We start from the raw sequence: 23,394 nt of genomic DNA, 5'->3' as shown, positions 1-23,394 counted from the left end.
GTCACGGTCGGGTCTCGCTTTCTGGAGGATCGCTTGACCTTAGCGTCACCGACCCGATAGACCTACCTCTGACATCGTTGTCGGGAGGCTGCTCCCGCCTTATGAACAGGACTTTCAATGACGAACCGTTCCCCTCGCCTCACCCGGTACATCGGCCTCGGCTCCGTCGCGATCCTCGCGGCCCTGGGCATGACCGCCTGCTCCAGCTCCGGCCCCGGCTCGTCCGACGACGGCTCCACCGCCGGCAGCGGAGACGGCGTCGGCGTCACCCTCATCGTCAAGACGACGACGAACCCCTTCTTCGTCGCGATGGAGGACGGCGCCAAGGAGGCGGCCACCTCCGCCGGCGTGAACCTCACGCTCGCCGCGGGCAAGGAGGACGGCGACGAGGACACCCAGATCCAGGCCATCGAGAACGCGATCTCGAAGGGCGACAAGGGCATCCTGATCACCCCGAACGGCCCCTCCGTCGTCGACGCCATCCAGAAGGCGCGCGACGCCGGTCTCTTCGTCATCGCCCTCGACACGGCGCCCGACCCCGCCGACGCCGTCGACATCACCTTCGCCACCGACAACTTCAAGGCCGGCGAGGCCATCGGCGAGTGGACCGCCGCGCAGCTCGACGGGAAGAAGGCGACCATCGCGATGCTCGACCTCTTCGACGACAAGGTCGTCTCGGTCGACTACAACCGCGACCAGGGCTTCCTCACCGGCATGGGGATCGACGTCGCCGACGACCAGACCAACGGCGACGAGGCGAAGACCGGCAGCTACAGCGGCGGCGACTACGAGATCGTCGGCAACGAGGCCACCCAGGGCGCCGAGGACGGCGGCCGCACCGCCATGGAGACGCTCCTCTCCAAGAACCCCGACGTGAACGTCGTCTACACGATCAACGAGCCCGCCGCCTACGGCGCTTACCAGGCCCTCCAGGCCGCGGGCAAGGAGAAGGACGTCCTGCTCGTCTCGATCGACGGCGGCTGCGCCGGCGTGAAGAACGTCAAGGAGGGTCTCATCGGCGCCACAGCGCAGCAGTACCCGGTGAAGATGGCCCAGCTCGGCGTCGAGGCGATCGCCCAGCTCGCCGAGGACGGCACCAAGCCCAGCACCAGCGAGGGCCTCGACTTCTTCGACACCGGCTCGCAGCTGGTGACCGACACCCCGGTCGACGGCCTCGACAGCATCACCTCCGACGACGCCGCCGGGATCTGCTGGGGCGAGTAGCCCCCCGCGGGCGGGGCGCTCCGGCGCCCCGCCCTCCTCCTCCCGCTCCCAGCGACTCCAGAAAGGCCATCGTGGCTCAGAAGACCACCGACCCGAATCCGCCGACCTCCGCACTCGACCTCGCGAGCGAGTTCCTCGACCGCCGCACGCCGCTGGACCGCGTCCGCGGAGTCCTGCACCGCTATCCGGCCGTCAGCCCGGCGGTCGTCCTCGTCCTGGCCGTCATCGTCTTCGGGCTCCTGAACGACCGCTTCCTCGACCCGTCGAACCTCTCGCTCATCACGCAGCAGGTCGCGGTGGTCGGCACCCTCGCCGTCGCGCAGACGCTGATCATCCTCACCGCCGGCATCGACCTCTCGGTCGGCGCGGTCATGGTCCTCACCTCGATGGTCATCGCGCAGACCGCGACCGAGAACGGGCTCCCGGCGGTCGTCGCCCTGCTCCTGGGCCTGGTCGTCGGCCTCGCGGCGGGCGCCTTCAACGGCCTGCTCGTGACGAAGCTCCGGCTCCCCCCGTTCATCGTCACGCTCGGCACGCTCAACATCTTCGTCGCGCTCACGCTCCTCTACTCGAGCGGCTCGACGGTCCGCGGCACCGACATGCCGGCTCTGCTGCCCTCCACCGGCGGCACCTTCGACATCCTCGGCGTCCGCATCAGCTACGGCGTCCTGCTGATGCTCCTCGTCTACATCGTGATCGCGTTCATCCTCGGCAAGACCGCCTGGGGCCGCCACGTCTACGCGGTGGGCGACGACAAGGAGGCCGCCCGCCTGGCCGGCATCAGCGTGAACCGCGTCCTGATGAGCGTCTACCTCGCCGCCGGCGCGATCCTCGCCATCGGCGCGTGGATCCAGATCGGCCGCACCAACGCGGCGAGCCCGAACGCCGGAGCCGACCTCAACCTCGACTCCATCACCGCGGTCGTCATCGGCGGCACCAGCCTCTTCGGCGGGCGCGGCACGGTCTGGGGCACGCTCCTCGGCGCCCTCATCGTCGGCGTCTTCCGCAACGGGCTCTCGCTCGCCGGGCTCGACGTCCTCTACCAGACGCTCGCTGTCGGCGTCCTCATCATCGTCGCCGTCTCGGTCGACCAGTGGATCCGGAAGGTTCGCAAGTGACCCTCATCGATGCCGCGGGCACCGCTCCCGCCGCCGCCCGCACCCCCGTCCTGCAGGCCAAGCGCCTCGTCAAGACCTTCGGCCGCGTGGTCGGGCTCGACGGCGTCAGCCTCGAGCTCTACCCCGGCGAGGTCCTCGCCATCATCGGCGACAACGGCGCCGGGAAGTCGACGCTGATCAAGTGCCTCACCGGCGCCGAGATCCCCGACGAGGGCGAGATCCTCCTCGACGGGCAGCCGGTGACCTTCAAGCGCCCTCAGGACGCCCGCGGCGCCGGCATCGAGACGGTCTACCAGAACCTCGCCGTCTCCCCGGCGCTCGACGTCGCCTCGAACCTCTACCTCGGCCGCGAGAAGCGCAAGAAGGGGATCCTCGGCTCCGTCTTCCGGATGCTCGACACCGCCGGCATGCGCAAGGAGGCGCGCGCCGAGCTGACCGAGCTGGGCATCTCGACCCTCCAGGACGTCACGGTCCCGGTCGAGAACCTCTCCGGAGGACAGCGCCAGGCCGTGGCCGTCGCCCGCGCCGCCGCATTCGGCTCGAAGGTCGTCGTCCTCGACGAGCCGACCGCCGCCCTCGGAGTCCGCGAGTCGAACCAGGTGCTGCAGCTCGTGCGCAATCTGCGCGACCGCGGCATCCCGGTCATCCTGATCAGCCACAACATGCCGCACGTGTTCGACGTGGCCGACCGGATCCACATCCAGCGCCTCGGCAAGAAGGCCGCGACGATCACCCCGCAGTCGCACTCGATGACCGACGCGGTCGCGATCATGACCGGGGCGGCGACGGCATGAGCGCCCGCATCCTCTACGCCGAGTTCACCGCGAAGCCCGGTCACGAGGAGACGGTCGCCGGCATGATCGCCGACCTCGCCGTCCTGGTCCGCCGGGAGCCGGGCAATGTCGAGTTCACGCCCTACCGGCGGGAGGACGATCCGGCCCGGTTCTTCGTCTACGAGGTCTACCGCGACGAGGACGCCTTCCAGGCGCACATCTCGGCCGACTACGGAGCCGAGTTCAACAGGGAGCTCGGCCCGCTGATCGTCGAGCCGCACTCGCAGCTCACCTGGCTCGTCGCGGTCTGATCCGTCGCAGAAGCGCACCGTCTCTCCGGGGGCGGTGCGCTTCCGCGTCCCTCGACTTCTTCCACGCCGACGGGAGCGCCCTCGAGTTCCCCGGCAGCGACCGGATGGTGCGCGTCTCCCGCGAGGATCTGGCGGCCGTGCCGCACGCCGTGGGCGTGGCGGTCGGGGCCGAGAAGACCGCGAGCATCATCGGCGCCGTCCGCGGCTCGCTGATCAACACGCTCGTGACGGACGCAGCCACGGCGGCGGCCATCCTCGCCGCCCTCTGGGCGCCGGCCGTCGCTCCCCACTGACCAGAAGTCGTCGCACTCGACGCCGAATGCGACAACTCCTGGGGAGTCGAGGAGGGCGACCCGCGTCAGGGCTGCGTGAACGCGACCTTCTGCACGCTGGTGCGTCCGTCGAGCGTCGTCGTCGTGATGCGCATGCTGTACGACCCGGCCGGGGCGGCGGCGCCGTTCGTCAGGCGTCCGTCCCAGGCGAGGGTCTGCCGGCCCGCGAGGTGGCGGATCGACGAGGTCAGCTGCTTCGCGACTCCGCCGGACGCCGTGAGCACCGCGACGCTGGTCGTCGCGCCGTCGCCGGTCATCCAGTCGAGCGTCGTCGTGCCGCCGGGGCGGGTCACCGCGGGCGCCGAGACCACGAACGCCGGCGTCCGGCCGAGCGTCGCGGTCGCGTGGCCGTCGGCGACGGCCAGCGCCGTGCTGCCCGCGGTGGTCCGGATCGACGCCGTCGCCCCCGAGACCTGCACCGAGGCCGTCGACGGGCCCGCGGTGTAGAGCGCCTGCACCGTCTCGGTCGGCGTCTGCAGCACCGTCCCGTGCAGATTCACTCCGTAGTCGGCCGTCACGTCGTCGATCGAGACCGTGCCGGAGGAGATGCCCGACATCGCCTTGTAGACGAAGGCGTCCACGAGCTTCACCGGGTAGTCCCACACCCCGTCGCCGTCACCGCCGGAGTGCGTGTAGTTGGCGTTCAGCCCGTCCGAGAACAGCGTCATCTTCTGCCACGGCGAGCCGCCGACGTTGCCGACGAGGCCCTGGAAGGTCTCCCCGGTCGCGTCCTGCAGCTTCAGGTAGACGGGGCTGGTGCTCGCGTCGCCGCTGACCCGGACCGAGACCGCTGTCGGCGAGCCGGGGAGGGTGCGCGAGGTGTGGAGCTGCGCGCCCTTCGAGGCGCCGGAGAAGTCGTACGTCAGCTTCAGCGCGCCCGAGCCGGAGTAGCCGGTCGACGTCGCGGCCAGCGAGGCGGTCCCGCCGCCGATCGGCGCCACGGCCCACCCGCTCGTGGAGGAGAGGTCGTCGACCTTCACCGGCGAGGCGGAGGCGGTCGCGCTCGCCCGGCCGACCGCGGTGCCGGTCGCGAGGACCGCGCCGACCTCCTTCAGCGCCGCGTACGCGGGCTTCTGCCGTCCGGAGCGCTCGGTCACCGAGAAGGTGTCCAGCGGCGCCTGCGGGTCGGGGCCTCCGACCAGGTTGTACCAGGCGATCGCCTTGATCCCGCGGGCCGCGGCGTCGAGGTAGGAGCGCGAGAGGTACGACGCCTGGTCGGCCTCGCTGGTGGCGCCGGTGCAGGTGGTGCAGGTCGCCCAGCTGACCTCGGTGATCCACAGGCTCCGGCCCGGCGCGCTGCGGTTGAGGAAGTTCTGCGCCGCGTCGAGGTAGGTCGGGATCGCTCCCGTCTCGGGCGCTCCGTCGACCGTGTACGTGTGGATCGCGAGTCCGTCGAAGGAGTCGCCCGCCCCGGCCGCCAGCACGCCCGCCATGAACGGGTCGCTGAACTGGTCGAGCCCGCCGACCAGCACGGTCGCGGTCGGGTCCACGGCCTTGATCGCCGTGTACGCGGCCTTCAGCATCTCGCCGTACTGGCCGGCCGTGGCGCCTCCGCGCCAGTAGTAGTCGGTGTTCGGTTCGTTCCACACCTCCCAGACGTGCACGCGGTCCTTGTACCGGGCCACGGTCGCCGCTGCGTACGACGCGAAGTCGGCGTTGCTGCGCGGCGGGTAGTACTGGGCGTCCTCCGCCGCGGTGCCGGCCGGGGCCGACGAGGCCCAGGGCGCGGAGTAGGCGAGCTTCCCGATCATGTCGACGTTGCGCGCCTGGCTGATCGCGACGGCCTGGTCGAACTTCGCCCAGTCGTAGAAGCCCTTCCGCGGCTCGACGCGCTTCCACTCGAACTCCTCGCGGGCCCAGCGCACCTGCGCGTCCTCGAGGAGGGCGGCCTGCCGGTCGGCCTCGACGGGCGAGTCCTGCTCGGTGAGGAAGCTGTTGATGCCGCTGATCGACGTGGGCGACGCCTCGGTGACCCGGGCGCTCACTCCGGTGAGGTAGGGGCGGGTCGCCGTGGCGGCTCCCGAGAGCGCGCCGTCGGCGGTCGTGTCCCAGGTGAGGCGTCCGGCGATGCTGCCGGCCATCGCGGCTCCGCTGTCGTCGGTGCCGTCGTAGGTCGCGGTGATCTCGCCCGCGGCGGCGGCGGTCCCGCCGTAGGTGCGGGTGCGGCCGGCGCTGTCGCGCAGCACCAGGGCGTAGTCGCCGGGCCCGCCCGCCGTGAAGCGGACGGTCGTGGTGGCCGCGTTCTCGCGGGAGAAGCGGGCGGCGCTCGCGGTCGGCAGGGTCCAGTCCTTGTCGAGGACGCGCAGGTTGTCGAGCACGACGGTGCCGGTGGCGGGGGCCGAGGCGCCGTTGTGCACCACGTTGATCCGCACCAGCGAGACCGGGTAGTCGAGCACGCCGTCGTCGTTGCCGAGGTGGGTGTTCGCGGCGGGCGACCGGAGGTCGATCGTCGCGGTCGTCCACCGGCTGAGGCTCATCGCGTCGACGCGGTAGAAGAACATCTCGCCGGTGGCGTCGCGCAGCTTGAGGAACACGGTGTTCCAGCTGCTGTCGCCGAGCAGGTCGACCTTGAGCGCGGTCGCGGGCTGCGTCAGCAGCGGCACCGGAGTCGTCGCGGTCTCGATCTCGGCGTCGGCGCGGGAGAGGTCGTAGGAGATCTTCAGCGCGCCCGAACCCTCGGTGCGGGTGGCCGAGGTCGAGGGGGTCGCGGTGCCGGCGGCCTGCACCCAGTCGGTCCCGGCGGAGTCGAAGGACTGCGCGAGGCTCGCGTCCGCGTCGATCTCCGCAAGGGTCAGCAGGAGCGGGATCCCGCTGCGGGTGGCGTTCGAGGCGAGGACGCCGTCGTCCGTCCCGTCCTGCGAGAAGACGCCGCTGACGTCGCCGCGCATGCGGGTCCCGGAGTCGTCCGAGCCGTCCCAGGTCAGGGTGACCGGGCCGGCCGCGGCCGCACGCCCGGTGATCGTCTTCACGCGCCCCTCCTTGTCGCGCAGCTCGAGGCGGTGGTCGCCCGGGCCTGCCGCGGTGAAGGAGAACGAGGTGGTCGCCGAGGCGCCGGGGGTGAAGAACGCGGTCGCGGCCGTCGGCAGCGACCAGCCGGTGGCGAGGGTGCGCAGGTTGTCGAGCACGACGGTCCCGGTGGCGGGCTGGCTGCCGTTGCGCACGATGATCACGCCGGAGAGCTTCACCGGGAAGTCGAGCACCTGGTCGCCGTCGCCGCCCTCGATCAGCGCGGCCGGAGCGGTGAGGTCGACGTCGATCGTCGCCCACGCCGTCGAGCGCATCGCGTCGAGCCGGTAGGTGAAGGTCTCGCCCGAGGCGTCGCGGAGGCGCGTGTAGACGGTGTTGTAGGTGCCGTCGCCCTTGAGGTCGATCCGGAGCGACGAGGCCGGCTTCGCGATCACGGTCGCGGGGGTGCTCTGCACCGTCTCGACCAGGCCCGACGAGACGTCGTAGTCGATCCGCTGGGCGTAGGAGCCCTGGGTCTTCTGCGCGCTGGTGCGCGAGACCGCCGCCGAGCCCATCGCGACGCTCCAGCCCGACGCCGCACCCTCGAAGCCCTCGACCACGCTGGTCGTCGACGGCTGCGCCGCGGCGACGGTCAGCAGGGTCGGAGTCGCCGAGCGGGTCCGCGACGCGGAGAACTGCCCGTCCGGGGTCGAGTCCTGCAGGAAGGTGCTGCGGATCGGGCCGTCCATCTCCTGTCCGTCGTCGGCCTTCCCGTCCCACTGCACGGCGGTCTCGCCGGGCTCCGCGAGGGTGCCGGTGAGGGAGCGGCTGCGGCCGGTGCCGTCGCGGAGGACGATCATCCAGTCGCCGGCCGTGGCGGCCGAGAACGCGAGGCTCGCGACTCCGCCCTCCGACGGCACGAGGAACTCGGTGTCGGCGACGGGCATCGTCCACCGGCTGCTCACCGCGCGCAGGTTGTCGAGCACGAGCGAGCCGGTGGCGGACTGCTCGCCGTTGCGCACGACGTAGAAGCCGGTCAGCGTCAGCGGCATGTCGAGCACGGAGTCGGCGTTGCCCCCCTCAGCGAGCACCGGGTCCTGGGTGAGGTCGATGGGCACCGTGGTCCACGTGGTCTGCCGCATCGCGTCCATCCGGTAGGTGAACGCCTCGCCGCTCGCGTCGGTGACGCGGAGGTAGACCGTGTTGTAGCTGCCGTCGCCCTTGAGGTCGACCTTCAGCCCCGTGACCGGGCCGGTGGCGACGTCGAGCGGAGCGGTCCGCGTGATGCCGGCCATGCCGTCGGTGAGGTCGTAGTCGACGGCGAGCGCGTCGGTGCCCTCGGTGCCGGCCGCGCCGCCCCCGGCCGCGGAGGCGCGGCGCAGGGTGGCGGATCCGGTGGCGACTCCCCAGCCGGCGTCTCCGCCGTCGAAGGCCTCGACCACCGAGGTCGCGTCGGGGTCGTCGGCCGCGGCCAGGGTGAGCAGGAACGGGACGCCGGTCGTCGTCGCGGCGCCGAGGGAGCCGTCGGCCGAGTCGTCCTGGCGGAGCACCGCGCGCACGTCGCCGGTCATCGCGGCTCCGGAGTCGTCGCGTCCGTCCCAGTCGACGGCGACGGGACCCGCCGCGGCGGCCGTGCCGGTGAGGGTGCGCGAGAGCCCGGCGGCGTCCGCGAGCCGCAGCTCCCAGTCGCCCGCGGATCCGGCGTCGAAGGAGAGCGCGGCGCTCGCCCCGGCGGCGAGGTAGGTCGACGCGGTGACGGGGAGGGTCCAGCCGGTGGTGTCCGCGCGCAGGTCGTCGAGGGCGAACGTGCCGGTCGGCGGCTGCTCGCCGTTGCGGACCACGAGGACGCCGGCCACGGTGAGCGGCGCGTCCATGACTCCGTTGCCGTCGCCGCCGTCGCGGGCCACCGGCTCCGCGGTCAGGTCCACGGTGAGCGTCTGCCACTGGGTCGAGCGCATCGCGTCGACGCGGTGCACGAAGGTCTCGCCGCTCGTGTCGCGGACCCGCAGGTAGACGGTGTTGTAGGAGCCGTCGCCGCGGAGGTCGACCGTCAGGGACGAGGCGGGCGCGGGGATGACGGGCGCCTGCAGCGGGTCGAAGCCGAGCTCGGCGAGCCCCCCGGTGACGTCGTACGAGACCTCGAGCGACGAGTCGCCCTCCGTGCTGTCGTCGGAGACGGCCGTGGAGGCCGTGCCGGTCACCGTCGTGAGCGCGGGCGAGCCGCTCTCGAAGCCCGTCACGGGAGTGGTCCCGGGAGTCGCGGCCGACGCGGCGCTCGGCGCCGTGAGCAGGCCCGCGACGAGGGCGGCGGTGACGAGGAGGACTGTTCGGGCACGGGACATGGGGGCACTCCGCTGGGCGTCGGATCGAGGATCGAACGCTCGCCTGGGGGTGATGGCGAGCCGGCCGCATCGACGACCTGCGCGTCACGCTAGGACCGGCGGAGGTACCCGGACGGGCGCGGAGGAAAGCTCGATTCGCCCGCACTCGAAGAGGGGTGGCGGGCCGGGGCGGATCCCCTCGGGCGATATCACGAGGGCCGATCCGCGCGCCAGCCCTCGCAGAGAGGGCAGACGGGGCGCTGAGAGGAACGCTATCCCGTGCGGCGCCGGAGCGCACGCCTCACTTCGTTCGAGTGCTCTCAGGTCCAGTCGAGAGCGGAGCGCTCGGCCCAGTAGCGGGCCGGATCCACGGCGAGCGCCGGGAGATCCGCGAGCTCCACAGGCTGCGCGCGCAGGTTGGCCCGCAGCTGCTCCGGAGTCGCCGCGCCGCTCAGCACGACGTCGGTCCAGGGCTGCGCGAGGGCGGCCCCCAGGGCGACGGCGTCCGGCGCGGCGCCGGCGTGCTCGATCGGGTGCGCCACGAGCCTCCCGTTGGCGAGGGCCTCCTTGACCACCACCAGCCAGCCGTCGTCGTGCGCGGCGGCGAGCGCCCGGCCCGCGGACTGCTCGAGCGGGTTCCAGGTGCTCTGGACCGCGCTGAACGGCGACTCCGGGATCGCGCGGGCGAGCTCGATCACGCGCGCCTGCTCGGGTCCGCTGGTGGAGAGGCCGACGCGCACTCCGGAGCCGGCGAGGCCGCGCAGGCGGTCCAGCAGCGGGCGGTCGGTGAGGGCCGGGCTCTCGGGAGTGATCGAGTGGACGAGGTAGGAGTCGGGCGCCGAGCCGAGCGCGTCGAGCGTGAGCGGCCACTGGCGGTCGAGCATCGCGACCGAGTGCTCCTTGCGCTCGTGCACCGGCGCATCCATCGCCCACCCGCCGACGTACTCGTAGCCCCACTTCGACTCGATCGTGAGCGCCGCCCGCCGCTCCGGATGCCGGGCGAGCCAGCCGCCGAGGAACTCCTCCGCCCGCCCGTAGGAGCGCGCGGCGTCGAGGAAGCGGACGCCGGCGTCCCACGCCGCGTCGAGCAGCAGGTGCGTGCGCTCGCGCAGCGCGTCGACGCTCCGCTCGGCCGCGGGGCCGAGGTCGTCGTCGCGCCCTGCCGTGATGTACGCCGGCCGGCCCACGGCCGCCAGCCCGATCCCGAAGCGCTGCATCCCGCCCACGGTACGCCCGTCCCGGAGCTCCGGCAGCCGCTAGCGTCGAGCGGTGACCTCAGCCCTCGACCGCAGCATCCTCCGGCTCGCCGTCCCGGCGCTGGGCTCGCTGGTCGCCGAGCCGCTGTTCCTGCTCACCGACTCCGCCCTGGTCGGCCACCTCGGCGCCGTCCCGCTCGCCGGGCTCGCGCTGGGCGGCACGGTGCTGCAGACGATCGTCGGCCTGATGGTCTTCCTCGCGTACAGCACCACTCCGCGGGTCGGCCGGGCCCTCGGCGAGGGCGACGAGCGGAGGGCCGTGGCGGCCGGGATCGACGGCGGCTGGCTGGCCCTGCTCCTCGGCGCCGGCATCGCCGTGGTGGGCGCGCTCACCGCTCCGGCCGTCGTGGCGCTCTTCGGCGCGGAGCCGGCGGTGGCCGAGGCGGGCGTGCGGTACCTGGCGGTGAGCATGGCCGGGATCCCCGCCATGCTCGGCGTCTTCGCGCTCACCGGGCTCCTCCGCGGCTTCCAGGACACCCGCACTCCGCTGGTGATCGCGGCCGGAGGATTCGCCCTCAACGCCGCTCTCAACGCCGTGCTGATCTACCCGGCCGGCCTGGGGATAACCGGCTCCGCACTGGGGACGGTGATCGCGCAGTGGGCCATGCTCGCGGCCTACGCGGGAGTCGCGCTGCGGCTCGCCCGGAGGGTCGGCGCGCCGCTGCGGCCGCACCTCGCGGGCCTGGCCTCGTCCGCGGGATCCGGCGGCTGGATGCTGCTGCGCACCGCGAGCCTCCGCGCGGCGATCCTGCTCGCGGTCGCGACCGCCACCTCGCTCGGGGCGGAGGAGCTGGGCGCCTTCCAGGTGGCGATGACGCTGTTCTCGACGGTCGCCTTCGCCCTCGACGCGGTCGCGATCGCCGCACAGGCGCTGCTGGGCCGCCTCCTCGGCGCGGGCGACGCCGAGCAGGCCCGCGCCGTCACGAAACGCTGTGTGACCTGGGGAATCGGTGCGGGTGCAGTGCTCGGCGCGCTGGTCACCGGTCTGAGCGGTGTCCTGCCGTACGTCTTCTCGAGCGACCCGGAGGTGCTGCGGCTGCTGCCCGCGGCGATCGCCGTCGTGGGCCTCACCGCTCCGCTCGGCGGCTACGTCTTCGTGCTCGACGGCGTGCTGATCGGCGCCGGCGACGGCCGCTACCTGGCGCTCAGCGGCCTCGCGAACCTCGCCGTCTTCGTCCCGCTCGCCCTGCTCGCCCCCGCCGCGCCCGCCGAGTGGCGCCTCCTCGCGCTCTGGCTCGCCTTCGCCGTCGGCTTCCTCGGCGCCCGCGCGGTCACTCTCGGGCTCCGGGTCCGCAGCGACGTCTGGCTCCGCTGACCGCACTCCTCCCCTGTGGAGAAGCCTGTGGACAACTCCGGTCAGCGCGGCGGTGCGCTGGTGTTCCCGCGGTGGAAGACGGCGTGGAAGCAGACCGCCTCCGCCTCCTCGTCGGCCAGGAGCGCGACCGCGGCCCGTCCCGCCGCACGGCCCTTCTCGACCGCGGGCTGGGCCATCGTCGTGAGGTCGTACTCGGCCGCGAGACCGGGCACCTGCACGCCGTCGAAGCCGACCACCGAGAGGTCCTCGGGCACGCGCAGCCCGCGCTCCTCCGCCGCGAGGATCACACCCGCGGCCAGCAGATCGCTCTGCGCGACGACCGCGGTCGGCGGCTCCGCCCCCTCGAGCAGCGTGCGGCCCGCGGCGACGCCCTCGTCGACCGAGCTCGCTGCGGCGGCGACGACCGACGCGTCCGGGAAGACGTCCTGCACGCCGAGGAGGCGGTCGACCGGAGTGATGCTGGGGCTCGAGCGCCAGCCGGCCGGGATCGCGCCGCGGCGGCGGTCCTTCGCGAACGGGAGCGAGACCACCGCGACCCGCTCGTGGCCGAGCTCGCGCAGGTGCTCCGCGAGGGTGCGGCTGGCCTCGCGGTTGTCGAGCGAGATCACGGCGCCGCCCAGCTCCGAGAGGCCCTCGACCACGACGACCGGCACCCCCCGGCGACGCAGCACGGCGACGGAGTCGTCGACCGACGGGCTGCAGCCGACCAGGATCATCGCGTCGACCGGGGCCGTCGCCAGCAGGCCCGCGCCGTCGCCGGTCTCGGTGAGCAGCAGGATCCCGGCGTCGACCCCGCCGAGCACGTCGGCGATCCCGTCGAGCATGGCGATCTTGATCGGGTCGCGGAACGCGTGCAGCATCCGCTCGTCCACGACGACCCCCACGATCCCCGAGCGGCCGCGGCGGAGCGAGCGCGCCCGCGGGTCGGGACCGGCGTAGTCGAGCTCGGACGCCGCGCGCAGCACCCGCTCCTTCGTGGCCTCCGAGACGGGGCCGGAGCCGCTGAAGACCAGCGAGGCGGTGGAGGGGGACACTCCGGCCCGGCTCGCGACGCGGGCGAGCGTCGGCCGGGGGCTCTTGCGGGGTTCCACGTTCCTCCTCGTGGGGGCGGCGCGCTCGTCGTCGGTTGACCGTCCCCGGGGTTCCGGATAGCTTAGACCGGCTCGCTTCGAATCGATTCGACCGTGCCTCTCGATCCGGTGTCCGGATCCCGCCCGCACCAGGAGAACCGCCATGACCTCGACGTCCGCGCTCACGCGCCCGCAGCTGGTCGCCTGGCGCAACGCCGTCTTCACGATCTTCGTCCTCAGCGGGATCTCCATCGCCACCTGGGTCTCGCGCACCCCCGCCATCCGTGACGAGCTCCAGCTCTCGACCGCCGGAGTGGGCCTGCTGATCCTCTCGATGTCGATCGGCGCGATCGTCGGACTCGCGTTCTCGACGCCGGTCATGGGCGCGATCGGCGCCCGGCGCGGCATGGCGCTCGGCCTCACCGTCTCGGCGGCGGGGCTCGCGGTGCTGGGCGTCTCGGCCGACGTCATCGGCGTCCTCCCCGCGGCCTTCGCCGGCATGGCGATGCTCGGCTTCGGCAACGGAGCGGTCGACGTGATGATGAACGTCGAGGGAGCGGCCAACGAGAAGGCCTTCGGCAAGACGCTCCTGCCGCTGTTCCACGCCTTCTTCAGCCTCGGCACCGTGGCCGGCGCGCTGATCGGCGCGGGCGCCTCCGCCCTGGCCGTGCCCGTCGCCGTCCACCTCGGCGCGATCGCCGTGGTGATCGCCGTGACCGCGGTGATCGCGATCCGCTTCGTCCCGGTCCGCGAGGAGCTCGACACCTCCGGCGCGGCGACCACGGTGAAGCCGCCGGTCCGCGAGCGCGTCGCCGCCTCCCTCGGCGTCTGGCGCGACGGCCGCCTCGTCCTCATCGGCCTGATCATGCTGGGCATGGCCTTCGCCGAGGGCTCCGCGAACGACTGGCTGACCCTGGCGATGGTCGACGGCCACGGCACCGACAAGACGACCGCCGCCGTCGTGTTCGGCGTGTTCGTCGCCGCCATGACCGTCGGACGCGTGATCGGCGGACCCGTGCTCGACCGCTTCGGCCGCGTCCCGGTGCTGCGCGCCTCCGCCGGGCTCGCGATCGTCGGCATCCTGCTGTTCATCCTCGCCCCGGTCGACGCGCTCGTCGTCGTCGGCGCGGTCGCCTGGGGTCTGGGCTGCTCGCTCGGCTTCCCGGTGGGCATGTCGGCCGCGGCGGAGGGGCCGCACTCGGCCGCCCGTGTCAGCGCGGTGGCGATGCTCGGCTACGTCGCGTTCCTGGTCGGACCGCCGGCGATCGGCTTCCTCGGCGAGCACTACGGCCTGCTGAACGCCCTCTTCCTGGTTCTGGCCCTGGTGGTCGTGGCCGGGCTCGCCTCCCCCGCCGCCCGCAGCCGACGGAGCTGACCGCCCCGCTCCACGCGCCTCCGCAAGCCCCCGTGCGGCCCGGGCGCCCCGACGCGCCTCCCCCTAGGCTTCCCAGGACGGCGGCGGAGGGGGAGCGGATGCGGTACCGAGCGCGCGACGGCGCCCTGCTCCACGTCGACGAGCACGGAGCCGGTCAGGGGCGGCCCCTGGTGGTCGTCCCCGGCGAGCCGGAGCGCCACCCCTCCTACCTCGGCTCGTTCGCCTCGATCGCCTGCACGCGCCGCGTCCTCGTGCTGCACCCGCGCGGAGTGGGCGGCTCCGCGGAGCTGCCTCCCGCTCCCCCGGCCACGACGGCCGCCGACGTGGAGGACCTGCGCCGTCACCTCGGCGTCGACGAGCTCGATCTCGCCGCGCACGACTCCGGATGCCGCGCCGTCCTGCTCGCCGCCGTGGACGCGCCCGAGCGCATCGCCCACCTGCTCCTGATCGCCCCCGGCACCGCCTGGCTCGGGATCGACGACCGGGCTGCCGGTCACACGACTCCCGCCGGCTCCGACGACACCGCGGCGATCCGCGACGCTCTGCAGCGCCTCGACTGCCCCGCCGTCGTCCTCGGCGGCGAGGACGATCCGGTGACGGGCGTCGCCGCTCTGGAGGCGCTCACCGCGCTCCTGCCGCAGGCGAGCCTGGCCGTCATCGAGTCGAGCGGCCACCACCCGTGGGCGGAGGCGCCGGCCGAGTTCGCGGTCGCGCTGCGCGCCTCGCTCTCGGTGCCGCCGCCCGCTCCTCCGCTCGGCCGCCGGCCTCCCGTCGCCGCGCACTGAGCCGGGAGCCCGCCGGAGCCGCGCCGTCTATCCTCGACGGGTGCGTCTCGTCATCGCGCGCTGCTCCGTCGACTACACCGGCCGTCTCAGCGCCCACCTCCCGCTCGCCACCCGCCTCCTGCTCGTCAAGGCCGACGGGAGCGTCCTCATCCACTCCGACGGCGGCTCCTACAAGCCGCTGAACTGGATGAGCCCGCCCTGCACGCTGATCACGGGCGAGCCCGACGAGGAGGCGCGCACCGCGGGAGTGACGCAGCAGTGGACCGTCGCGCACCGCAAGACCGGCGACGCTCTCGTCGTCTCGATCCACGAGGTGCTGCACGATTCGGCGCACGAGCTCGGCGTCGATCCGGGACTCGTGAAGGACGGAGTGGAGTCGCATCTCCAGCGCCTTCTCGCCGAGCAGATCGGCCTCCTCGGAGAGGGGCACACTCTCGTCCGGCGCGAGTACATGACCGCGATCGGCCCGGTCGACATCCTCGCCCGCGATTCCTCGGGAGCCGCCGTCGCCGTCGAGATCAAGCGCCGCGGCGAGATCGACGGAGTCGAGCAGCTCACCCGCTATCTCGAGCTGATGAATCGCGATCCGCACCTCTTCCCGGTGACGGGAGTCTTCGCCGCTCAGGAGATCAAGCCGCAGGCGCGGACTCTCGCCGAGGACCGCGGAATCCGCTGCGTGGTGCTCGACTACGAGGCCATGCGCGGCACCGACGACTCCCACACGCGCCTGTTCTGACAGGCACGGCGACAGGCACGGCGAAGGCCCCCGCGATCGGATCACGGGGGCCTTCCGCTCACCGGGCGCGAGGCCCGGGAATGCCGCGTCTCACCGGGCCGAGAGCCCGGCGGCCGCTACTTGTGGGCGGCCTGGTAGGCGGCCTGGACCTCGGAGGGGATGCGTCCGCGGTCGGAGACGGGGTGGCCGTTGGCGTTCGCCCACTCGCGGATGGCCTTGAGCTGCTTGGGGTCGCTCTTGGAGGCGGTCGCGACGCTCGTGGCGGCCGCGGGGCGCGAGCCGACGCGGCGGGCGCTCGAGACGAACTTCTCGAGCGCCGAGTGGAGCTCGGCGATGTTGTCGGGGCCGAGATCGATCTCGTAGTTGGCGCCCTCGATGCTGAAGCGGACGGTACCGCCGTCACCGGAATCGATAAGGGTTCCGTCGATATCGTCGACAAGCGTGATCTTCTGGGCCACTTTTCCTCCTGGAGTTCGCGGGACCGGACTGTCTCGACCCGGACCGGGAGAGACATTACCCCCTTTCACAATCGAGTGCGCCATGAATGGCGCCATTCGTCCCTTTCTCGCGCCATGTCGAGGGGAATGTTCAGGATAAGCGGAGGCAATCACGGCGGAATCGAGCTGTTCGCCACCAGCCGTCGAATAGAGGACACGGTGTCCGCAGACGGCCGTAACGATTCCGGACACCGATCGCGCGCATTCCCGGGAACCGGTCCCGGCGATTCCGATCACGCCCCGGTCTTCGTTAGCGTGGAGCCATGGCACGACGAGGCGGACCCCCTGCACGCCCGGCGCGACCCGGTCCGTACCGCAATGCGGAGGCTCGGGAAGCACTGGAGGCGCTCGTCGCCGCTCCCACCGCCGAGGCCGTCGACCGGCTGCTCGAGGCCTGCCTCGACGGCTCCCTCGTGGTCGACGTCACGGGCTCCCAGCCCGGAGGCGTGCCGCACGTCCGCACCGTCGCGACGACCACCGGGGAGCAGGTCCTGCCGCTGTTCACCTCCACGGACGAGGTGCGCACCGCGGTCCCCCGGCAGCAGCATCCGCGGGTGCAGATGCTGGTCCTTCCCGGACGCGAGGCCTTCGCGCTGATCCGCACCGCCGACTTCGTCGCCGTGCAGCTCGACCCCGGCTCGATCGCCCAGGTCGTCACCCGTTCGTTCGTCGAACGGGCTCTGGACGCCGAACGGCCGTAGAGTGTGGCCCCCGGCGGGGCAGCGCCGGCGTCACCCCGTCCTCCGAGGTCAGGAGCCCGCCATGTCCGACACGACCCTCGCCGCCACCGGCCTCGACGCGCGAGCCGGCACCTGGTCCTGCATCCTGTTCGACCTCGACGGCACGATCACCGACTCGGCCCCCGGCATCACCGGCACCCTCGTCGAGACCTTCGTCGAGCTGGGCCGCCCCGTTCCCGCTCCGGCCGAGCTGCTGGCCTACGTCGGCCCTCCGCTGCTCGAGGCGTTCCGCGAGCTCGGCGGGATGACCGTCGAGGAGGCACAGGCCGCGCTCGTGGTCTACCGCCGCCGCTACAACGCGGGCGGGCTGTTCGACTCCTCGGTCTACCCGGGGCTGCCCGAGGTGCTCGCGCGCATCGCCGAGGCCGGCGTGCCGCTCTCGCTCGCGACCTCCAAGCCGGAGTCGGCGGCCACGCGCATCCTCGAGCACTACGGCCTGGCGCAGTACTTCACGGTGATCTGCGGCGCCTCCGAGGACGAGGTCCGCAGCGCCAAGGCCGACGTCGTGGAGGAGGCGCTGCGCCGGCTCCGCGAGCTCGGCGTCGACCTCTCGGCGCCGGTGATGGTGGGCGACCGCGAGCACGACGTGCAGGGCGCCGCCGCCCACGGCGTGCCGACGATCATGGTCGAGTGGGGCTACGGATCGCCGCTCGAGGCGGTCGGGACGATCGCGCTGGTGTCCGGCGCCGAGGAGCTCGCGGACCTCCTGCTCCCGTGACCTGCGTACGATGAGGGCATGACTGGTCTGGGCGTCGTCCTCTCGTTCGTGCTGTTCCTCGGCGGGATCCTCGTTCTCGGCAACTCGTTCCTGCTGCCCGACATCGCCGGATTCCTCTTCGTCGGCGGCATCCTGATGATCTCGGGATCGCTCGCCGTCGCGTTCCACGTCCTGCCGAAGTCGCAGTAGCCGGGTCGCTCTGAGCGGCCGCCTCCGCGGCTCGCCGCTCCGCTCACCCCAGCGTGCTCGCGTCGAGGTTGACGACTGCATTGATGTAGACCGCCTCGCCGGCTCCGGCGATCGTCGGGTTCATCCGGAGCAGCTGCTGCACCGGGATCCCGAAGCGCTGCGCGATGTCGAAGAACGTGTCGTCCTGCACCACGGTGTAGCTCACGATGTCCCCCTCCCCATCGCGGGTCGGCTCGCCGTTCGCCCCGGGAACCGCGCCGTTGTCGACCGCGAAGGCGGTCTCGGGGATGTCCGGCGTCGCGTTCGGCGTGAACGTGACCGTCGCCTCGGGGACCGGCGCGAAGACCGTGGCCGTCGCTTGCGGGAGCGCCGCCGTGACGGTCGGGTCCGGCACCGGAGTCGGCGTCGCCGTGGCGAACACGGTGACCGTGACCGTGGGAGCCGGAGCGGGCGCCGAGCACCCCGCGAGCGCGAGCACCCCGGCCAGTGCCGTCGCTCCGATGACCGTCCTGCGCATGTCCCCCGCCCTCCGCGCGCCCCGCGGCGCCCGCTCCACCCTAGGAGACGGGGCGGCCGGCGGCACGTGCTATCGCAGGAGGCCGGTGCTGCGGATCCACCGTCGTGCGGGGAGCCCTGTGGTCGTCCGGGACGGGTCGGCCTCGCCGGGACCGGGTCAGGACGGGGGCTCGGGGAGCAGGCGCAGCCCGCCGCCGCTGTTCGCCGCGTCCATCAGGAGCTCGACCCAGGTCGGGTTGATCGTCGGCTGCCGGCTCCCCGCGAAGTGGAACTGCAGGGCGATGTTCGGGTTCATCCAGAAGGAGTGGCGGCCGCGCGCACCCTCGGGCATCGAGTCGAGGGTGAGGCTGAAGCGCTCGTCGCGTCGGAACTTCGCGTAGATCACGATCTGGAGGTGGGCCAGGGTCCGGTCCTCGATCTCGATGACGGCGGGAGGAGTGCCGTAGAGGAATTGACCCATGCCGCCAGACTATAGGCCCCTCGGCTTATTACTAGTCCGTCTAGCTATTTCGCCGCGGAGGGTTCCGCCGGGTCGGCTTCGTCCGTATCGTGCCCGTCGCCGTGCTCCGCGTCGATCTCGTCGACGGCCGCGCTCATCCGGCGGAGGAAGTTGACGACGACCTCGGCCTCGGGGGCGTCCAGGTCCTCGGCGATCTCGAGCATCCGGCGGTGCATCTCCTGGAGCGTGGCGCGCACCTCGTCATCGCTGTCGACGGTCGCCTCCACGACGATCCCGCGCCGGTCGGTCGGGTTGGGCTTGCGCACGAGGTGGCCGCTGCGGACCAGGCGGTCGATGAGGACCGTGGTCGACGCGGACGAGATGGAGAGGTGCGAGGCCAGATCCTTGCCGGTCACCAGCTCGCCCTTGCGCTGCTGGCGGAGCAGGTACTGGATGGCGATCAGGTCCGTCTCGCCCATCGCCATCCGCTCGCGCGTGCGGCGGCGCATCGAGACCTCGGAGACGCGGTACGTGCGCATGGCGCTCAGCACCTCGACAGCGCGGCGGGTGGACGACTCGTCCGGGTACCAGTACCCGGCGCCGCTCCGCAGGCTCGTGTCGCTCATCCGCACATCCTAGACCGGCTGATCACCAGGCCGTCTAGCGAGTCGCCCGCGCCTACGCTGGACCGGTGACCGCCACCCTCGTCGCCAAGGGCCTCTCCGGAGGCTATGCGCACCGCACCCTGTTCGACGGACTCGACCTGACGGTCGCCCCCGGGGACGTGGTGGGCGTCGTCGGGGCGAACGGAGCCGGCAAGTCGACGCTCCTGCGCATCCTCGCCGGCGAGACGGCTCCGCTCGAGGGCTCCGTCGTTCTCTCGCCGGGCGACGCCTTCGTCGGCTGGCTGCCGCAGGAGCACGAGCGCCGCGAGGGCGAGACCGTGGCCGGCTACATCGCGCGCCGCACCGGCTGCGCCGAGGCCTCCGCCGAGCTCGACGCCGCCGCCGCCGCCCTGGCCGACCCCGATCCCGACGGCTCGATCGCCGACCGCTACGCCCTCGCACTCGACCGCTGGCTCGCGAGCGGCGCGGCCGACCTCGACGAGCGCACCCCGGTCGTCCTGGCCGACCTGGGCCTGTCGCTCGGAGCCGCGGCCGCCTCCTCGACGATGACCTCCCTCTCCGGCGGGCAGGCGGCGCGGGTGGGCCTCGCGGCACTGCTGCTCTCGCGCTTCGACGTGGTGCTGCTCGACGAGCCGACCAACGACCTCGACCTCGACGGCCTGGAGCGCCTGGAGGCCTTCGTCCGTGGACTCCGCGGCGGCGCGGTCCTCGTGAGCCACGATCGCGAGTTCCTCGCCCGCAGCGTGACCCGCGTGCTCGAGCTCGATCTCGCGCAGGGCACCAACCGGGTCTACGGAGGCGGCTACGACGCGTTCCTGGAGGAGCGCGAGACCGCGCGCCGCCAGCGCCGCGAGAAGTACGAGGACTTCGCCGAGCAGAAGGCCGACCTGGTCTCCCGCGCCCGCACCCAGCGGGAGTGGTCGAGCCAGGGCGTGCGCAACGCGATGAAGAAGGCCCCCGACAACGACAAGATCCGCCGCAAGGCCTCGGCGGAGTCGAGCGAGAAGCAGGCGCAGAAGGTGCGCCAGATGGAGAGCCGGATCGCGCGGCTCGAGGAGGTCGAGGAGCCGCGCAAGGAGTGGCAGCTCACCTTCACGATCGGCAGCGCCCCGCGCTCGAGCTCGGTCGTCTCGACGCTGAACGGCGCGGTCGCCCGCCGCGGCGCCTTCACGCTCGGGCCGGTGTCGCTCCAGGTCGACGCGGGCGACCGGATCGGCATCACCGGGCCCAACGGCTCCGGCAAGTCGACGCTGCTGTCGCTCCTCCTCGGCCGCGCCGAGCCGGAGGAGGGCGGCGCCTCCCTCGGAGCGAGCGTGGCGATCGGCGAGATCGATCAGGCCCGCGGGATGCTCGCCGCCGAGGTGCCGCTCGCGGACGCGTTCGAGGCGCTGGTGCCCGAGTGGCCGACCGCCGAGGTCCGCACGCTGCTGGCGAAGTTCGGGCTGAAGGCCGACCACGTCGGCCGCCGCGTCGGCGAGCTCTCGCCGGGCGAGCGGACGCGGGCCGCCCTGGCGCTCCTCCAGGCCCGCGGCACGAACCTCCTGGTGCTCGACGAGCCGACCAACCACCTCGACCTCGTCGCCATCGAGCAGCTGGAGGAGGCGCTCGAGGCGTACGAGGGCACACTGCTGCTGGTCACCCACGACCGGCGGATGCTCGAGACGGTGCAGCTGACGCGGCACTGGCACGTCGAGGCGGGCGTCGTCACGGAGGCGTGACGCCCGCCGCCGCGTCAGTCCCCGGAGGCGCGGGCCGCCTCGTCCTCGCGCCAGCCGGCCTCCTTCTGCACGTACTCGTTGTCGGCGAACTCCGCGAAGTCGCTCTCGTCGGTGATCCGGCGCACCTCGAGGCGGTTGCCGGGCACCAGGGGGCAGCGCAGCGCCCACTCGCGGGCCTGCTCCTTGGAGTCGACCCCGATGATCCAGAAGCCGTTGAAGAGCGACTCGGTCGGGCCGTAGGCGCCGTCGACGACGGTCGGCGGCTCGGAGGAGAAGTCGACCACGAAGCCGGAGGAGGCGACGTCGTCGGCCAGGCCGTCGCCCGAGAGCAGCACGCCCGCCTCGATCATCGCCTCGTTGTACTGCCCCATCCGGGTGATGATCTCGTCGAACGGGATGGAGGCGTAGGCCTCCTTCGCCGCATCGGTCGCGCGCATGATCAGCATGTACTTCATCGGGTCTCCCTGAGGTCGGTGCGCGGGGGCGCACCGCTCACTCTGGCGCGTCGCGGGCACGAGCGGAACAGCGGGGCCGGAGGCGCATCGTCCTCGGCGCGGCCGTCAGCCGCAACCCCCGCGCAGACCCTCGCCGAGCGGCGGAGACTGGCGACGGCCCGTTGCTCGACGGGCGCTCATCGACGGAAGGAACGACCCCATGGTGGATCTCGGAGGACTCGCGGACAAGGCGAAGAACGCCGCGAGCAGCGACAAGGGCGAGGAGCTGACCGACAAGGGACTCGACAAGGCGGGCGACGCCGCCGACTCCGCGACCGGCGGGAAGTTCGCCGGGCAGGTCGACAAGGCCCAGGAGGCCGGCGACCAGCACGTCGGCAACGACTGACCCCCGGGGCGGCCCTTCCGCGCTGTCGCGGAGGGCCGCCCGTCCGTCAGTCCCGGTCGCCCAGCCCGACGAGCAGCGCCCGCACCACGGCGACGGAGCGATCGGCCGCGTCGTCGACGTGCGCCTCGAACTCGCCGGGGGCGCAGAGGTCCGAGATCCCGCGGACCGAGACGAACGGCAGCCCGTGCACGTGCGCCGTCTGCGCGAGCGCGACCGATTCCATGTCGGTGGCGAGCGCGCCGGGGAAGTCGCTCCGCACGCGGTCCACGTGGGCGCTGGAGACGAAGACGTCGCTCGAGACGATCAGGCCGCGGCGCACCTCCGGCCCCCCGGGCAGCTCGAGCTCCGCGGCGAGCGCCGCGTCGTCCCCGGAGTAGCGGGCGGGCATCCCCGGGACCTGCCCGAGCGCGTAGCCGAACGCCCGCGCATCGGCGTCGGTCTGCACGTACTCGGCGCCGATCACGACCTCGCCCACGCGGACGTCGGCGCCCAGGCCGCCGGCGGTCCCCGCGCTCACCACGAGCGGCCGGGAGCCGGCCTCCCGCAGGATCGCTGCGGTGAGACCGCCGGCCGCGTTGACGAGGCCGATGCCCGTGCGGACGAGCAGCACCGCTCGGGAGTCGAGCTCGAGCTCCCACTGCAGGGCGTTGCCGACGGCGCGCGGCTCGGAGGCGCTGGTCGCGGCGGCGAGGAACGGCGCGGCCTCCTCGTCCATCGCGACCAGGACGATCGCCGTGCTCACGCGGTGACCGTCTCCCACTCCGAGCGGTGCGCGAGGAACGTGCGCGCCGCCTCCTGCGCCCCCTCGAGGGAGTGGTTGGCGCCCCAGCCGCACTGGGTCTCGTTGGCGGCCGGGACCTCGTCGGCCTCGGTGATGTCCTGGAGCGTCGCCTCGACCAGGCCGAGCACCTCGGAGAGCTCGGGCTCGCCCGAGAGGAGCAGGTAGAAGCCGGTCTGGCAGCCCATCGGCGAGAAGTCGATCACGCGGTCGGAGTGGTTGCGGGACTTCTCGGCGAACAGGTGCTCGAGCGAGTGCACGGTGGGCATCTCGAGGTGCCCGCGGTTGGGCTGGGTGAAGCGCACGTCGTACTTGACGAGGTGGTCGCCTCCGGGCAGCGTCTTCGCGTCGGCGAGGCGCACGTACGGCGCGGCGACGGTGCGGTGGTCGAGGTTGAACGACTCGACGTTCATGCGCGGCTGATCCACGGTGGTCTCCTTCGCTGGGGGTCCCTCCATTGTCCTCCGCTCCGCGGAGCAGAGGCGGACCCCGGCGGATCCCGCTGCTTCTCCTCCGGGGCTGCGCCCGGATGCGAGGACGGAACGGAGATCCCCGATCGACCGGGCGGAGGGTGGCCGGAGCGGGGCGGCCGTACGCGGGCGGGTAGCCGAGGGCCGTCGAGCCGTCGTTCGCAGTCGTCTTCCCGGTCGTCGTTCCTCCTCCTCGGCGTGCGGGGCGGCGTCCTCGGTCCACTCGACCACGGACTGGTCGGGCACGGAGAGCCAGCGTGCCGTCGCGCCCGACGCGGCGGGGACCCGGGCCCCTGAGCAC

The 23,394-nt window shown here is 72.8% G+C and carries 24 protein-coding genes; 14 read left to right on the top strand and 10 right to left on the bottom strand.

Features of this window, described 5'->3' with window-relative positions; genetic code table 11:
- Positions 1-117 precede the first annotated feature (117 nt).
- From C5C49_RS12820 to C5C49_RS12800, 5 genes are all read left to right on the top strand, one after another.
- A complete protein-coding gene (locus tag C5C49_RS12820) occupies positions 118-1,224 on the top strand; it encodes a substrate-binding domain-containing protein (protein WP_104346303.1) in 1,107 nt (368 codons plus the stop codon).
- 71 nt (positions 1,225-1,295) lie between these two features.
- Complete coding sequence (locus C5C49_RS12815) at positions 1,296-2,342, top strand: ABC transporter permease (protein WP_104238958.1); 1,047 nt, start codon at positions 1,296-1,298, stop codon at positions 2,340-2,342.
- On the top strand, positions 2,339-3,136 hold the full coding sequence (locus tag C5C49_RS12810) for an ATP-binding cassette domain-containing protein (RefSeq protein WP_104238957.1): 798 nt from the start codon (positions 2,339-2,341) through the stop codon (positions 3,134-3,136). The genes C5C49_RS12815 and C5C49_RS12810 overlap by 4 nt, the downstream gene beginning before the upstream one ends.
- Positions 3,133-3,426, top strand: a complete 294-nt coding sequence (locus tag C5C49_RS12805) for a putative quinol monooxygenase (protein ID WP_104250283.1) — start codon at positions 3,133-3,135, stop codon at positions 3,424-3,426. The genes C5C49_RS12810 and C5C49_RS12805 overlap by 4 nt, the downstream gene beginning before the upstream one ends.
- Complete coding sequence (locus C5C49_RS12800) at positions 3,408-3,719, top strand: sugar-binding domain-containing protein (RefSeq protein WP_104346302.1); 312 nt, start codon at positions 3,408-3,410, stop codon at positions 3,717-3,719. Before C5C49_RS12805 ends, C5C49_RS12800 begins: the two co-directional genes overlap by 19 nt.
- Before the next feature lie 65 nt (positions 3,720-3,784).
- Here the strand turns inward: C5C49_RS12800 and C5C49_RS16750 are convergent, their stop codons facing one another.
- Complete coding sequence (locus C5C49_RS16750) at positions 3,785-9,046, bottom strand: FlgD immunoglobulin-like domain containing protein (protein WP_146084884.1); 5,262 nt, start codon at positions 9,044-9,046, stop codon at positions 3,785-3,787.
- Between the two features lie 299 nt (positions 9,047-9,345).
- Complete coding sequence (locus tag C5C49_RS12790; protein WP_104346301.1) at positions 9,346-10,242, bottom strand: aldo/keto reductase; 897 nt, start codon at positions 10,240-10,242, stop codon at positions 9,346-9,348.
- A gap of 52 nt (positions 10,243-10,294) precedes the next feature.
- Here C5C49_RS12790 and C5C49_RS12785 point away from each other — a divergent pair, with 52 nt between their 5' ends.
- Complete coding sequence (locus C5C49_RS12785; protein ID WP_104346300.1) at positions 10,295-11,596, top strand: MATE family efflux transporter; 1,302 nt, start codon at positions 10,295-10,297, stop codon at positions 11,594-11,596.
- Between the two features lie 41 nt (positions 11,597-11,637).
- On the opposite strand, the gene C5C49_RS12780 is transcribed toward C5C49_RS12785, so the two are convergent.
- Positions 11,638-12,687 (bottom strand): LacI family DNA-binding transcriptional regulator, encoded by a 1,050-nt coding sequence (locus C5C49_RS12780; protein ID WP_258068463.1) that lies wholly within the window; start codon positions 12,685-12,687, stop codon positions 11,638-11,640.
- Positions 12,688-12,829: 142 nt separating this feature from the next.
- Here C5C49_RS12780 and C5C49_RS12775 point away from each other — a divergent pair, with 142 nt between their 5' ends.
- The 3 genes from C5C49_RS12775 (at position 12,830) to nucS (ending at position 15,562) form a co-directional block, all read left to right on the top strand.
- Positions 12,830-14,041 carry an MFS transporter gene (locus tag C5C49_RS12775; protein ID WP_104225755.1) on the top strand — a complete coding sequence of 404 codons (1,212 nt, stop codon included), beginning with the start codon at positions 12,830-12,832 and terminating at the stop codon, positions 14,039-14,041.
- 98 nt (positions 14,042-14,139) lie between these two features.
- Entirely contained in the window at positions 14,140-14,826 is a 687-nt protein-coding gene (locus C5C49_RS12770; RefSeq protein WP_104346299.1) for an alpha/beta fold hydrolase, read from the top strand.
- Positions 14,827-14,866: 40 nt separating this feature from the next.
- The gene (gene nucS / locus C5C49_RS12765; RefSeq protein ID WP_104247564.1) at positions 14,867-15,562 is read left to right on the top strand and encodes an endonuclease NucS; all 696 of its coding nucleotides are present in this window, start codon (positions 14,867-14,869) and stop codon (positions 15,560-15,562) included.
- Between the two features lie 116 nt (positions 15,563-15,678).
- Here the strand turns inward: nucS and C5C49_RS12760 are convergent, their stop codons facing one another.
- Positions 15,679-16,020: an Lsr2 family protein gene (locus C5C49_RS12760; protein ID WP_104222624.1), complete on the bottom strand. Its 342-nt coding sequence runs from the start codon at positions 16,018-16,020 to the stop codon at positions 15,679-15,681.
- A gap of 302 nt (positions 16,021-16,322) precedes the next feature.
- Between C5C49_RS12760 and C5C49_RS12755 the strand changes: the two genes are divergently transcribed.
- The 3 genes from C5C49_RS12755 to C5C49_RS17080 all read left to right on the top strand — a co-directional run bounded on the left by C5C49_RS12755 (position 16,323) and on the right by C5C49_RS17080 (position 17,706).
- Entirely contained in the window at positions 16,323-16,760 is a 438-nt protein-coding gene (locus tag C5C49_RS12755) for an SseB family protein (RefSeq protein ID WP_104222625.1), read from the top strand.
- A 61-nt stretch (positions 16,761-16,821) separates the two neighbouring features.
- Positions 16,822-17,517, top strand: a complete 696-nt coding sequence (locus C5C49_RS12750) for an HAD hydrolase-like protein (RefSeq protein WP_104222626.1) — start codon at positions 16,822-16,824, stop codon at positions 17,515-17,517.
- Between the two features lie 18 nt (positions 17,518-17,535).
- Positions 17,536-17,706, top strand: a complete 171-nt coding sequence (locus C5C49_RS17080) for a hypothetical protein (RefSeq protein ID WP_159911733.1) — start codon at positions 17,536-17,538, stop codon at positions 17,704-17,706.
- Between the two features lie 43 nt (positions 17,707-17,749).
- Here the strand turns inward: C5C49_RS17080 and C5C49_RS12745 are convergent, their stop codons facing one another.
- The 3 genes from C5C49_RS12745 to C5C49_RS12735 all read right to left on the bottom strand — a co-directional run bounded on the left by C5C49_RS12745 (position 17,750) and on the right by C5C49_RS12735 (position 19,287).
- Complete coding sequence (locus C5C49_RS12745) at positions 17,750-18,223, bottom strand: LysM domain-containing protein (protein ID WP_104346298.1); 474 nt, start codon at positions 18,221-18,223, stop codon at positions 17,750-17,752.
- A 156-nt stretch (positions 18,224-18,379) separates the two neighbouring features.
- Positions 18,380-18,682 (bottom strand): ATP-dependent DNA ligase, encoded by a 303-nt coding sequence (locus tag C5C49_RS12740; RefSeq protein WP_104225758.1) that lies wholly within the window; start codon positions 18,680-18,682, stop codon positions 18,380-18,382.
- Between the two features lie 44 nt (positions 18,683-18,726).
- Entirely contained in the window at positions 18,727-19,287 is a 561-nt protein-coding gene (locus C5C49_RS12735; protein ID WP_104256423.1) for a MarR family winged helix-turn-helix transcriptional regulator, read from the bottom strand.
- A 65-nt stretch (positions 19,288-19,352) separates the two neighbouring features.
- Here C5C49_RS12735 and C5C49_RS12730 point away from each other — a divergent pair, with 65 nt between their 5' ends.
- Positions 19,353-21,005, top strand: a complete 1,653-nt coding sequence (locus C5C49_RS12730; RefSeq protein ID WP_104346297.1) for an ABC-F family ATP-binding cassette domain-containing protein — start codon at positions 19,353-19,355, stop codon at positions 21,003-21,005.
- Positions 21,006-21,019: 14 nt separating this feature from the next.
- On the opposite strand, the gene C5C49_RS12725 is transcribed toward C5C49_RS12730, so the two are convergent.
- Positions 21,020-21,460: a YciI family protein gene (locus C5C49_RS12725; protein ID WP_104222630.1), complete on the bottom strand. Its 441-nt coding sequence runs from the start codon at positions 21,458-21,460 to the stop codon at positions 21,020-21,022.
- Between the two features lie 199 nt (positions 21,461-21,659).
- Between C5C49_RS12725 and C5C49_RS12720 the strand changes: the two genes are divergently transcribed.
- Positions 21,660-21,845: an antitoxin gene (locus C5C49_RS12720; RefSeq protein ID WP_104282784.1), complete on the top strand. Its 186-nt coding sequence runs from the start codon at positions 21,660-21,662 to the stop codon at positions 21,843-21,845.
- 46 nt (positions 21,846-21,891) lie between these two features.
- Here the strand turns inward: C5C49_RS12720 and mtnN are convergent, their stop codons facing one another.
- Positions 21,892-22,587: a 5'-methylthioadenosine/S-adenosylhomocysteine nucleosidase gene (gene mtnN, locus C5C49_RS12715; RefSeq protein WP_258068462.1), complete on the bottom strand. Its 696-nt coding sequence runs from the start codon at positions 22,585-22,587 to the stop codon at positions 21,892-21,894.
- Positions 22,584-23,081 carry an S-ribosylhomocysteine lyase gene (locus C5C49_RS12710; protein ID WP_308470742.1) on the bottom strand — a complete coding sequence of 166 codons (498 nt, stop codon included), beginning with the start codon at positions 23,079-23,081 and terminating at the stop codon, positions 22,584-22,586. Before C5C49_RS12710 ends, mtnN begins: the two co-directional genes overlap by 4 nt.
- Positions 23,082-23,394 lie beyond the last annotated feature (313 nt).

The sequence above is a fragment of the Rathayibacter sp. AY1E2 genome, assembly GCF_002932325.1.
In the GTDB taxonomy this organism is placed as follows: domain Bacteria; phylum Actinomycetota; class Actinomycetes; order Actinomycetales; family Microbacteriaceae; genus Rathayibacter.
Note: the sequence above shows the minus strand (reverse complement) of the source record. Positions and strands in the feature narration are given on the sequence as shown.